General features: G+C 65.8%; 8 protein-coding genes. 5 read left to right on the forward strand and 3 right to left on the reverse strand.

What is annotated here, in order from left to right:
- Positions 1-4: 4 nt before the first annotated feature.
- Positions 5-790: an SDR family NAD(P)-dependent oxidoreductase gene (locus OKA11_RS00680; RefSeq protein WP_267218291.1), complete on the reverse strand. Its 786-nt coding sequence runs from the start codon at positions 788-790 to the stop codon at positions 5-7.
- A gap of 17 nt (positions 791-807) precedes the next feature.
- Positions 808-1,935, reverse strand: coding sequence for a fumarylacetoacetate hydrolase family protein (locus OKA11_RS00685; RefSeq protein ID WP_267218294.1), 1,128 nt, complete (start codon positions 1,933-1,935; stop codon positions 808-810).
- A gap of 197 nt (positions 1,936-2,132) precedes the next feature.
- On the opposite strand from OKA11_RS00685, the gene OKA11_RS00690 reads away from it, so the two are divergent.
- From OKA11_RS00690 to OKA11_RS00710, 5 genes are all read left to right on the forward strand, one after another.
- Complete coding sequence (locus OKA11_RS00690; protein ID WP_267218295.1) at positions 2,133-4,358, forward strand: beta propeller repeat protein; 2,226 nt, start codon at positions 2,133-2,135, stop codon at positions 4,356-4,358.
- Positions 4,355-5,992 carry a DUF5597 domain-containing protein gene (locus OKA11_RS00695; RefSeq protein ID WP_379489302.1) on the forward strand — a complete coding sequence of 546 codons (1,638 nt, stop codon included), beginning with the start codon at positions 4,355-4,357 and terminating at the stop codon, positions 5,990-5,992. The genes OKA11_RS00690 and OKA11_RS00695 overlap by 4 nt, the downstream gene beginning before the upstream one ends.
- A gap of 27 nt (positions 5,993-6,019) precedes the next feature.
- Positions 6,020-8,917, forward strand: a complete 2,898-nt coding sequence (locus OKA11_RS00700; protein ID WP_267218296.1) for a TIM-barrel domain-containing protein — start codon at positions 6,020-6,022, stop codon at positions 8,915-8,917.
- 113 nt (positions 8,918-9,030) lie between these two features.
- Positions 9,031-10,680 (forward strand): alpha-L-fucosidase, encoded by a 1,650-nt coding sequence (locus OKA11_RS00705; protein WP_267218298.1) that lies wholly within the window; start codon positions 9,031-9,033, stop codon positions 10,678-10,680.
- 55 nt (positions 10,681-10,735) lie between these two features.
- Positions 10,736-12,376: a DUF5597 domain-containing protein gene (locus OKA11_RS00710; RefSeq protein ID WP_267218299.1), complete on the forward strand. Its 1,641-nt coding sequence runs from the start codon at positions 10,736-10,738 to the stop codon at positions 12,374-12,376.
- Between the two features lie 240 nt (positions 12,377-12,616).
- Here OKA11_RS00710 and OKA11_RS00715 read toward each other — a convergent pair whose 3' ends face one another.
- On the reverse strand, positions 12,617-12,943 hold the full coding sequence (locus OKA11_RS00715) for a hypothetical protein (RefSeq protein WP_267218300.1): 327 nt from the start codon (positions 12,941-12,943) through the stop codon (positions 12,617-12,619).
- Between the last annotated feature and the right edge of the window lie 5 nt (positions 12,944-12,948).

The following is a 12,948-nucleotide window of genomic DNA, read 5'->3' on the forward strand; positions in this document are numbered from 1 at the left end:
GCGATCAGCGCCAGCCGGCGTCGACGAAGTAGTCGTGGCCGGTGCACATGCGCGCGCCGTCGGAGCTCAGGAACAGCACCAGCGCGGCCACGTCCTGCGGCACGATGCGTCCGGGCAGGCACTGTGCGGCGACGATCTCGGCCTCGCCTTCGGGGGTGTACCATTTTTCCTGACGCGGGGTCTTCACGTTGCCGGGAACGATGGTGTTGACGCGGATGTTGTCGCCGCCGAGATCGCGGGCCAGGCTGCGGGTCAGGCCGGAAATCGCCGCCTTGGTGGTCTGGTAGAGCACCAGGTCGGGCAGGGCGAGATGCCAGGAGATCGAGCCGAAGTTGACGATCACGCCGCCGCCGGCCTCGCGCATCGCCGGCGCCACGGCCTGGGCGGCAAAGAACAGGTGGCGCAGGTTCACGTTCATGCGCTCTTCCCAGAACGCGGGCGTGACGTCGGCGATCTGGTGGCGGTCGTCGTTGGCGGCATTGTTGACCAGCACGTCGATGCCGCCGAACTCCGCGACGATCGCGGCGATCGTTTCGCGCACGCTGTCGATGTCGACAAGATCGAGATGGCGGTAGACCGGCGCGTGGCGTGCGCCCTGCGCCAGGCGCGCGGCCAGTGCCTCGCCTTCGGCATCCTGGATGTCGACGAAGACCACTTGCGCGCCCTGCGCGACGAAGCCTTCGACAAGGCCTGCGCCGATGCCGGTGGCGCCGCCGGTGATGATGACGCGGCGGTCCTGGAGTTCGGGGTAGATGGCGGTGAGGCCGCCCGAGGAGGTCTGAGTGAGCATGGTTCTGTTATGGTCCGTCATGCCGCCAGCAGGCCGCGGCGCGCCAGATTGGAGAAGAGTTCGCCGATCCCGAAGGTCCACGGTGCGGCCTCGGCCGAAGTGGTGACCGAGTTCACCAGCGTGCCGAGACGCGCGCTGGTGATGGTGACGGTGTCGCCCACCTTGTGGGTGAAACCGCGGCCCGGTTCGTCACGGTCCTGGGTGGGGGCGAACAGCGTGCCGCAGAACAGGGCGAAACCGTCCGGGTACTGGTGCTCGCTCATCGACTGGCGGAGCAGGTCCTCGGGATCGCGACTGATTTCGCGCATCGTGCTGTGGCCTTCGAGGACATAGCCGTCCTCGCCCGCGATGGCCATGGCAACGTCCGCCGTGCGCACGTCTTCCATGGTGAAGCTGTCGTCGAACAGGCGGATGAACGGGCCGAGCGAGCAGGAGGCGTTGTTGTCCTTGGCCTTGCCCAGCAGCAGCGCCGAGCGTCCTTCGAAGTCGCGCAAGTTGACGTCGTTGCCGAGCGTCGCGCCCGCTGCCTTGCCGTCGGGGCCGGCGATCAGCACGACTTCCGGCTCAGGGTTGTTCCAGCCCGAATCCGAACGCACACCGACCGGCGCATCGTGGCCGACCGAGGCGAGCACGGGGCACTTGGTGAAGACTTCGGCGTCGGGGCCGATGGCCACTTCGAGGTACTGCGACCACATGCCTTCGTCGATCAGGGTCTGCTTGAGGGCGTCAGCTTCGGCCGAGCCGGGCACGGTAGAGCGGACCGAGCCGCCCAGCACCGCTTCGATCTTGCTGCGGATCTCGGCGGCCACGGTATGATCGCCGCGCGCACGTTCCTCGATCACGCGCTCCAGCGCGGAGACGGCAAAGGTCACCCCGCAGGCCTTGACGCACTGGAGATCGACCGGGCTGAGCAGATGTGCGGTTTCCAGCACTTCGATGCCGCCCATGAGTTCGCCGCCGCTGCGGGCATCGAGGGCGATCAGCGCCGAGGTGGTGGGGGCGACGCGGGCCATGTCGAACACCTGGCCGCCGCGAATCAGGATCGGGGTCGGCCCTTCGGCGGTCTCGATGCGTCCAAGGAAGATTCCGTCACGCCAGTCTGCGGGCAGGCCGCGATTTGCGACCGAACCATTATTTTTTGTCACCGCTATTCCTCTCCAGGTGTGTTAGCGTTATCTACGACGAGCAGCGCAACGTCAAGACGGGTCAAGGAAGCCGTCGTCCGCTGATCTGGAAGCGAGAGGAAAAAGGGGAGGCCGTGAGCATCAGCGGGGCAAGGGGCGCGTCATTTGTGGCGCTCACAATGGCGATTGCGGCAGGGCTTGCTGCAGGCGCCGTGCCCGTGTCCGCAGGCGCTGGCCCGGCTTCCGGGATCGTTTCTTCGACCAGCGGCGTGGTGGCCTATGACTGGCGCAGTGTGCGCGTGGGCGGCGGCGGGTTCACGCCCGGCATCGTCTTCAGCCCGGTCGAGCGCGGTCTGGCCTGGCTGCGCAGTGACATGGGCGGGGCCTATCGCTGGGATGCGGCGGCAAAGCAGTGGGTGCCGCTGCAGGACCGGGTGTCCGAAAGCAGCTTCATGGGCATCGAGAGCATTGCTGCCGATCCCGTCGATGCCGGGACGGTCTACCTTGCCGCCGGCATGAACTGGTCGGCGCCTGCCGCGATCTTCCGTTCCACCGATTATGGCAAGACCTGGCGGGAGGCGCGGGTGCCCTTTGCGATGGGCGGCAACGAGAACGGGCGCGGGCTGGGCGAGCGGCTGGCGATCGATCCCTTCGCGCATGACCGCCTGCTGTTCGCATCGCGCCATCAGGGCCTGTGGGCCAGCGACGATGCGGGCGCGAACTGGCGCAAGCTGGATGCCTTCCCGCTTGCCGGGCTGGGTCTGCCGACCAATCGGCGCGAGACGCACGGCGGACTGTCGTTCGTGGTTTTCGACGCGAAACTGCGCGGCCGTGTCTTCGTGGGCAGTGCCGATCCGGGCGATCGCCACCTGCTGCGCTCCGACGATGGCGGCAAGACATGGAGCGCGGTTACCGGCGGGCCGGCGGCCGACATGCTGCCGGTTAAGGCCGTTATCGGCAGCGATGGCCTGCTGACGATCACCTATTGCGACGGCATCGGCCCCAACGGCATCACGCGCGGCGCGGTCTGGCGGTTCGATCCGGCGCGCGGGGCGTGGCGCGATGTGACGCCGAAAGTCATGCCCTCAAGGGGCGCTCAGGCGCCCGTCGGCGGCTACATGGGGGTGGCGGTGGCCGCGAGCGATCCGCAGACCATCGCGGTCAGCACGGTGGACCGGAGCAATCCGGTCGACACCGTATGGCTCAGCCATGACGGCGGCGCGCATTGGGATGAACTCTGGAAGCGCTCGGTGCGCGACGTTTCGGCAACGCCTTTCCTCGATTTCGGCGGGAAGGCGAACTTCGGCCACTGGATCGCGGGTCTGGCCATCGATCCTTTCGATGCGAACCACGCGGCCTATGTGACCGGCGCGACGGTCTATGCGACGGGCGAATTGCAGAAGAGCGGCACCATGCAGTGGGCACCGTGGACGCAGGGGATCGAGCAGACCGCGATCATCACGCTGGTCAGCCCCACCGGCGGCGCGCATCTCGTTTCGGGCTTCGGCGACATCGGCGGCTTTCGCCATGACGACTTCACCGTCTCGCCCGCGCACCAGCATATCAACCCGTTTCTCTCGAACACCAACACGCTCGATTACGGCGGCCGGGCGCCGCTGGTAATGGTGCGCAGCGGCAACACCCATGCCCGCGTGGTGCCCGATACCTCGCTGGCATGGTCGGCGGACGGCGGCGCGACCTGGAGCCTGCTGCACGTGCCCAAGGGCGCGCCGCATGCCGATGGCACCCCGCTGCCGGAAGAGACCGGCAATGCCGCGATCACCGTCTCGGCCGATGGCAGGACGTTCCTTGTCGAGACCGACCAGCCCCGCCTGACCCGCAATCGCGGTGCGACATGGCAGGCGGTGACCGGCCTGCCCAGCCGCACCCGCGTCACTTCGGACAAGCAGGACGCCAAGCGCTTCTACGCCATCGACTTCGCAAGCAACCGCGTGGTGCGTAGCGACGACGGCGGCGCCCGGTTCCGCGCGCTGGTGGGCAAGGGCCTGCCCGCAGACCTTTCCGCGGCCCACAGCGACAACCGCGAGGCGCCTGCGCCGATCCTGGCCGATCCGAACCGCGCCGGGGCCTTGTGGCTCAATCTGGGCGGCGCGCTCTATCGTTCGGCCGACTTCGGGGACAGCTGGCAGCGCACCGGACAGGCCATCACCATCGAGCGCTACGGGCTTGGCAAGGCCGCGCCCGGGCGCAAGGATGCCGCGCTCTATGCGCTGGGCACGCTGGGCGGGCTGCGCGCGGTCTGGCGCTCCATCGACGGCGGGGCGACATGGCAGCAGATCAATGACGAGGCCCACCAATGGGGCCTGCGCATCCGCGTGATTTCAGGCGACCCGCGGCAGTTCGGGCGCATCTACATAGGAACCGATGGCCGGGGGATCGTCTATGGCGATCCCAGGACCGGGCCTGCGGAGGGGACGGAATGAAAAGCAAGGATTTCATCGCATCGCTGATGCTCGCGGCCGCCATCGGCGTGGCCGCGCCGGTTCAGGCGCAGGATGCGGCCACGCCAGTGCCGCGCCTTGAAAGCAGGAACGGCCGCCACGCGCTGATCGTTGACGGCAAGCCGTTCCTGATGCTGGGCGCGCAGGCGAACAATTCCAGCAACTATCCCGCGATGCTCGATGCGGTCTGGCCGGTGCTCGATGCGATGCACGCCAATACGCTGGAAATCCCGGTCGCCTGGGAACAGGTGGAGCCGGTCGAGGGCAAGTTCGATTTCACCTACCTGCAGAACCTGCTCGATGCCGCGCGCGCGCATGACAAGCGGGTGGTGCTGCTGTGGTTCGGCACCTGGAAGAACACCAGCCCCAGCTACACGCCTGCCTGGGTGAAGCTGGACAACAAGCGCTTTCCCCGGATGAAGGCGCCGGACGGCTCGGACCACTACGTGCTCACGCCGCTGTCGCAAAGCACCATGGCGGCGGACCGCCGTGCTTTCGTGAAGGTGATGGAATACCTGCGCGATCATGACCGGCAGAACACCGTGATCATGGTCCAGCCGGAGAACGAGACCGGATCCTACCGCGTGCCGCGCGATTTCTCCGCCGCGGCGAACGCCCTGTTCGCCCAGCCGATCCCGGCCGCGCTGGCGAAGAAGACCGGCAAGTCCGGTTCGTGGGATGCCGCCTTCGGCAAGCAGGCCCCGCGCGCGTTCAACACCTGGTACGTCGCCCAGTTCGTCAATGCACTGGCAGAGGCGGGCAAGGCGGTGAAGCCGCTGCCGATGTACGTCAACGCCTCGCTCGCCGGGCCGTCGAACGTGCCCGATCCCACCGGTGTCGCCAGTGGCGGCCCGCAGTGGGACGTGCTGGACATCTGGAAGGCGGCTGCGCCCGCGATCGACTTCGCGGCGCCCGACATCTACGATCGCAACAGCGCCAACGCCGTCCAGTACCTCGACAAATATGCCCGTCCGGACAATGCGCTGATGGTCCCGGAAATCGGCAATGCGAAGGAATTCGCGCGCTTCTTCTGGGCCACCATCGGGCGCGGCGGCATCGGTTTCGCGCCTTTCGGCATGGATGACACCGGCTACTTCAACTATCCGCTGGGCGCGACCGCGCTGGACAAGGAGACGCTGACCGCTTTCGCATTGCCCTATGGCACGCTGGCGCCGATCGCCAGCGACTGGGCGAAGATCGCCTATGACCGTCCCACCTGGGGCGCGGCCAAGCCGGACGACGGCGCGGTGCGCGAAACGGTGATGGGCAAGTGGAAGATCTCGGCCGACTGGGGCCAGTGGCAGTTCGGCCAGAAGGACTGGACCTGGATCCCCACCAAGCCTGCGCCCTGGGCCGATCAGCCGGTCGGCGGCGTGGCTGTCGCTCAGCTTTCGGACACCGAATACCTCGTCATGGGCGATCACGTCCGCGTCAATTTCTCGCCTGCGAAGGGCGAGAGCAACGGCGTGATCGTCGCTGTCGAGGAAGGCACGTTCAAGGACGGCAAGTGGGTGACCACGCGTGTCTGGAACGGTGACCAGACCGACTACGGCATCAACCTGATCGACCGGCCGCAAGTGCTCAAGATCACCACCGGTTTCTATTCTTCCAAGTAATCGCCTGAACTGGCAGAGGATCTTAACATGAAGCAATTCACAATGGCCGCGCTGCTTGCAGGTTCGGCAATCGGCCTGATCCCGGCCGTGGCACTGGCGGCCGATGGCGGCGTGGAGAACGTGCCCGGCGGCGTGGCGGTGACGCCGCAGAGCGGCCCTTCGGACCGCGTCGAGGTGACGCTGCACGGTGACGGCATCTTCCATGTCGTGGCCCATCCGCGCGGTCTTCAGGCCCCGGCCGCCAGCGCCAGCCTGATGGCGCCCAATCCCCCCGCCTCGGGCAAGTACACCGTCAGCCAGAGCGGCGGTCACGTGCAGGTCAAGGCGGCCAAGGCAACTGCCGACATCGACCTTGCCAGCGGTCAGGTGCGTTTCCTCGACGCGGCCGGCAAGGAACTGCTGGGCGAGACGGCCTCCACCGTCTTCACCCAGACCAGGGCGGACGGCACCCCCTACGTCACCGTTTCGCAGCAGTTCAACCGCGGCACCGGCGAAGGGCTCTACGGCCTCGGCCAGCACCAGCAGGCGGTGATGGACTTCAACGGCGAGGACGTCGAACTCGCCCAGCACAACATGGACATCGGCATTCCGTTTGTCGTCTCCAGCAAGGGCTACGGCCTGCTCTGGGATAACGAGAGCATCACGCGTTTCGGTAACCCGGCGCCCTATACGCTGGTTGGCGACAAGACCGGCATGAAGGTGACGAGCGGCGGCAAGCCCGGCTTCACCGCGCGCTATTACCTCGACGACAAGCTGGCGGTGGAGCGCCAGGAAACCTCGATCGACTACCAGTACCTCGACGATCAGGCGAAGTGGCCGGAAGCCGCCAAGGCCAGGACCGTCGCTTCGGAGCAGGGGCAGAACACCGCCGGCAACGCCGTGCAGACGCAGAAGGTGGTGTGGGAAGGCGATCTCCAGCCCGACAAGACCGGCACCCACAAGTTCCAGCTCTACGGATCGAGCTACTACAAGGTCTATGTCGACGGCGAACTGAAGCTCGACCGCTGGCGCCAGAACTGGAACCCCTGGTACGCCAATTTCGAAGTGCCGATGACGGCGGGCAAACCCGCGCACATCCGCATCGAATGGGACCCCAACGCCGGTTACATGGCGCTGCTGCACAATGATCCGCTGCCCGAGGCGGACCGCCATTCGGTCTGGTTCACCAGCGAGGTCGCGCGTGACAAGGACTACTGGTTCATCGCCGGCGGCGACATGGACGGCGCGGTGGCGGGCTATCGCCAGCTGACCGGCAAGTCGGAAATGATGCCCAAGTGGGTCTACGGCTTCTGGCAGTCGCGCCAGCGCTACGACACCGCGAAGGAACTGGAAGGCGTCGTCGCCGAGTACCGCAAGCGTCAGTATCCGCTCGACAATATCGTGCTCGACTGGCGCTACTGGACCGACGATTCCTGGGGCAGCCACAAGTTCGATCCCAGCCGCTTCCCCGATCCCAAGGCGATGGTCGACATGGTGCACGGCGATCATGCCAACATCATGATCTCGGTCTGGCCCAAGTTCTATCCGACCACCGACACGTTCAGGGAACTGGATGCGGCGGGCGCGATCTATCACGGCAATCTGCGTCAGGGTAACAAGGACTGGGTCGGCGTCGGCTACGCCAATACCTTCTACGATCCCTACTCGGCCAAGGGCCGCCAGATCTTCTGGCGCCAGGTGGAAGACCGCATCGCCAAGTTCGGCTTCGACGCCTGGTGGGCGGACGCCAGCGAGCCGGACATGCATTCGAACCTGTCGATCGACAAGCGCATCGATACCATGGGGCCGACGGCGATGGGCCCGGCGGCGGAGTTCTTCAACTCCTACCCGCTGATGAACGCGCGCTCGTTCTTCGACGGCTGGCGTGCCTTCAAACCCGATGTGCGCCCGTTCCTGCTGACCCGTTCGGGCTTCGGCGGCCTCCAGCGCTACGGCGCGGCGGTGTGGTCGGGCGACGTGGCGACGCGCTGGTACGATCTGCACGCGCAGATCTCTGCCGGCGTGAACACCGCGATGTCGGGCCTGCCCAACTGGACGCACGACATCGGCGGCTTCTCGGTCGAACCGCGCTTTGCCGCGGAAAAGCCCAAGGCGGCGGACCTCGACGAGTGGCGCGAACTGAACCTGCGCTGGTTCCAGTTCGGCGCCTTCAGTCCGCTGTTCCGCAGCCACGGCGAGCAGCCCTGGCGCGAGATCTACGAGATCTCGCCCGAAGGTTCGCCCATGCGGGCCTCGATGGTGTGGTATGACGAACTGCGCTACCGCCTGATGCCCTACATCTACACGCTGGGCGCGGACACCTACCAGAACGACGGTTCGATCATGCGCGGCCTCGTCATGGACTTCCCGGGCGATGCCAAGGCCCGCAAGGCCAACGACCAGTTCCTGTTCGGCAAGGCGTTCCTGGTCGCCCCGGTCACGACCTACAAGGCGCGCGAGCGTGAGGTCTATTTCCCCGGCGATGCAGGCCTGACCTGGTACGACTTCGCCAGCGGCAAGGCCTATCAGGGCGGCACCAGCGCCACCGTTCCGGCTCCGGCCGAACGCATGCCGCTGTTCGTGCGCGCCGGTTCGATCGTGCCGATGGGCCCGGTCATGCAGTACACCGACGAAAAGCCCGACGCGCCGATCACGCTGGTGGTCTACACCGGCGCGGACGGTTCCTTCTCGGTCTACAACGACGATGGCCGCTCCGAGCAGTACCGCACCGGCGCCTGGGAACGCATGCCCGTGCGCTATGACGATGCCACCGGCACCGTCACCATCGGCGCCCGCGAGGGCAAGGGTTATGCCGGTATGCCCAAGGCCCGCACCGTGCGGATCAAGTGGATCGTCGCCGGCACCGCCGTCACCGACCAGAACGGCTTCGACAGCGAAGTGCGCTGGACGGGCAAGGCGCTGCAGGTCAAGCGTCCCAGGCGCTGAGCCATATCGCCCCGATCCTGCGCGAAATGGGCGGGATCGGGGCATAATCCGGCGGGATCAGGAAGAGGATTTAAAACGATGTTCGGCGCATTCCTTCGCAGCAGGTGCACCCCGTGAAGGGGCTGAGACCGGATCGTCGCCGCTTTCTGGCGGGCGCGCTTGCCGCAGGTGCCGCTGCGCGGCCGCTTGCTGCCGCTGCCGCCTCGACCGGAGCGGCTGCGGGGCCAGTACAGGCCAACTGGGCCTCGCTGGTCGAGCACTATCGCTATCCCGACTGGTTCCGCGATGCCAAGTTCGGCATCTGGTCGCACTGGGGCCCGCAGGCGGTGCCCGAGCAGGGCGATTGGTACGGACGCTTCCTCTACATGCAGGGGCATCCGATGTACGAACATCATCTGAGGACTTACGGCCATCCCGCCGATACCGGCATGATGGAGATCCAGAACCGCTGGAAGGCGGAAAGCTGGGATCCGGAAGCGCTGATGCAGCGATACGTGAAGGCAGGGGCGAAGTATTTCGTCTCGCTCGCCTGCCATCACGACAATCTCGACTGTTTCGACAGCGCGCACCATGCCTGGAACTCCAAACGCGTGGGACCGGGCCGCGACGTGGTGGGCACATGGGAGAAGGCCGCGCGGGCAGCCGGGCTCAAGTTCGGCGTCTCCAACCATATCTCGCATGCCTGGCACTGGTATCAGCCCGCCTATGCCTACGATCCCGAAGGCCCGCGCAAGGGCGAGCGTTATGACGCCTATCGCCTCACCAAGGCCGATGGCGCGGGCAAGTGGTGGGACGGGCTGGACCCGCAGGAACTCTATACCGGCCGCCACATGGTCGCCCCCGATGGCATCGATTCCATCGCGGCGATGAACGAATGGCATGACAGGAACGACGGCCAGTGGCTCGAAACCGCGCCGCCGGGGGACGAGACCTTCGCGCGCCAGTGGCTGCTGCGCCAGATGGACCTCGTCGCCAAGTATCGCCCGGATTTCTGCTATTTCGACAACTACGAGCTGCCCTTTGGCCAGTACGGCCTCGCGGCGGCGGCGGACTACTACAACCGCTCGATCGAATGGCACGGCAAGATCGACGTGGTGCTGACCGCCAAGCAGCTCAAGTCCTATGCCCGATTCGGGCTGGTGCAGGACGTGGAGCGCGGCTTCACCGACCACCTCTGGGACGAGCCCTGGCAGACCGACACCTGCATCGGCGACTGGTTCTACAACCGCGACCGTTTCACGCAGAAGAGCTATGTCGGGGCGCAGGGCGTGCTCCAGCGGCTGGCCGATGTGATTTCGAAGAACGGCAACCTGCTGCTCTCGATCCCGCAGCGCGGCGACGGCACCATCGATGGCGAGGAGGAGAAGATCCTCGACGACCTCGCCCGCTGGATGGCGGTGAACGGCGAGGCGGTGTTCGGATCGCGGCCCTGGCACAGGTATGGCGAGGGGCCGACAGTGCTTTCGGTGGGCATGCAGAACGAGGGCGGATTCAAGGGCTTCGTCGAGGGTGACGTGCGCTTCACCGTGAAGGACGGGGCGCTCTACCTGTTTGCGCTGGCGGCGCCCGAAAAGCCGCTTTCCGTCAAGGCGCTGGGCCGCCGCGCGATGGCGCAGGCGGGCAAGGGGCAGGTGGCAAAAATCACCCTGCTCGGCGGCGGTGCAGTGCCGTTCCGGCAAGGGGCAGAGGCGATGGAAATCGACCTGCCGCAAGGGCTCGGCACGGTGCCGGTGGTGAAGATCGAGGGGCGCGGGATCGCCTGAGCACTGGCCTGTACCTAAACGCACAGAACGATACCCTAAAGGACCCTGAAGCGCCATGAAAGGCACCTGGAAGACCGCCATGACCTTTGGCGCTGCCCTCTGTGCCGCGCTTGCAGTTACCCCTTTGCCGGCATGGGCCGCATCCGACGAGGTGCCCCATATCGCCACCCGCGACGGCCGCCATGCGCTGATTGTTGATAGCGCTCCCTTCCTGATGCTGGGAGCGCAGATCAACAACTCCAGCGCATGGCCCGCAACGCTGCCCAAGGTCTGGCCGATGATGGCGGCGATGCACGTCAACACCGTGGAAGTGCCGGTGGGCTGGGAGCAGATCGAGCCCGAGGAAGGCCGCTTCGATTTCACCATCGTCGACCAGCTTCTCGAACAGGCGCGGGCGCAGAACGTGCGGCTGGTGCTGCTGTGGTTCGGCACCTGGAAGAACACCAACCCGCAATATGCCCCGCGCTGGGTGAAGCTGGACAATGCCCGCTTCCCGCGCATGCGCCGGGCGGACGGGACCCTGCATTACGCCCTCTCCCCCTTCGGCAAGGCGACCCTGGCGGCAGACAGCAAGGCTTTTGCCGCGCTGATGCGGCATCTGGCAGAGGTCGACCGGCAGAACACCGTCATCATGCTGCAGGTGCAGAACGAGGCCGGCTCCTACGGCCTCGCCCGCGACCATTCGCCAGAGGCCGATGCCGCCTTTGCCGCGCCCGTGCCCGAAGCGCTGAGGAAGCGCCTCGGCAAGCCCGCCGGCAGCTGGACCGCGCTGTTCGGCCGTGATGCCGAACTCTATTTCCATGCCTGGCACGTCGCCGGCTACATCGACAAGGTGGCGGCGGCGGGCAAGGCGGTGAAGCCGCTGCCGATGTATGTCAACGCCGCGCTGCCCGGCGATCCCTTTACCTGGCAGGACCCGAACACTTACGCCAGCGGCGGCCCGGCCAATACCGTGATCGACGTCTACAAGGCCGCCGCCCCGCACCTCGATATGGTGGCGCCCGACATCTACAACCCGAAGCACAAGGCCTATCTCGGCTTTCTCGATGCCTACGCGCGGCCGGACAACGCACTGTTCGTGCCCGAGACCGGGCACGCTCCCGAATATGCGCGGCATTTCTTTGCCGCGATGGGGCGCGGTGCGATCGGCTGGTCGCCCTTCGGTCTCGACCCGCTGCGCTATCGCCCGAGCCTGCCGCTCCGATCGAAGCTGGACGACGAGGCGATCGCGCCGTTCGCGGCCAACTACGCGCTGTTCGCAAGGATGGCGCGCGTTTGGGCGAAGCTGGCCTTCGAAGGCAAGGTCTGGGGCGCGTCCGAACCCGAAGACCCTGCCGATGGCCACAAGCAGGTGATCCCGCTCGGCAAGTACGTGGCCACCGCCAGTTTCGGCAGCGGCGACTTCGGCCCTACCGACCCCAAGGGCAATGCCAAGCCCACCGGCGGCGTCGCCATTGCCGAGATCGGCCCGGACGAATACCTCGTCACCGGCTACTTCGCCCGCGTGGAATTTGGGCTGGCCGATCCAAAAGCCGCCAACCTCATCCTCGACCGCGTGGAGGAGGGCACGTACGATGCCGCAGGCAAGTGGCAGTTCCTGCGCGTGTGGAACGGCGATCAGGTCGACTGGGGTCTCAATTTCACCGCGGCGCCGCAAGTGCTGCACGTGAAGCTGGCGAGTTATCCGATCCGCTAGAGCGTTTTCTAAACAGGTGGAATCACCTGATGACTCGGAAAACGCGTAAAACCAAAATCTTAGAGCAGTTGATTCGATGCTGACAAATTCAGCGGGGAACGGAGCGACCGAGTTGGGTGGTAAGCGGACGCTGCCCCAAACACCCCGCTCATGCTGAGCTTGTCGAAGCATGGGGGCCCAGCGCCCCGCTTCAGGGCCTTCGACAAGCTCAGGCTGAGCGGGTTTGGTCTGATTGGGTGGTTAGCCGCCATCCGATACGAAGCCTTGCTTCATGGGTATGCCGCTCATCTTGAGTTGCTCGAACACGCATGTCGCCTGATCGTAGGATGAGGTTTCAGGCTTGAGCCATCGGACACTACCATCGATCCACTTCAGATTTTCACGAGGAATCCCGCATTTATCTGCGATTGCATGCAGCTCAGGATTACAATCTTTCTGATCCGCCAAGGCAGGATCTCCTATTGCCAACATGAGGACAAGAGCCAGAATTGGTTTCGTCATACCTTTGGCTGCCATATGCCGTTGTTGTCCGCAACGGGGCGTAAACGTCCGCTCGAATTTGTCCACGCGCC

The organism is Novosphingobium clariflavum (genome assembly GCF_026420865.1).
Taxonomy (GTDB): domain Bacteria; phylum Pseudomonadota; class Alphaproteobacteria; order Sphingomonadales; family Sphingomonadaceae; genus Novosphingobium; species Novosphingobium clariflavum.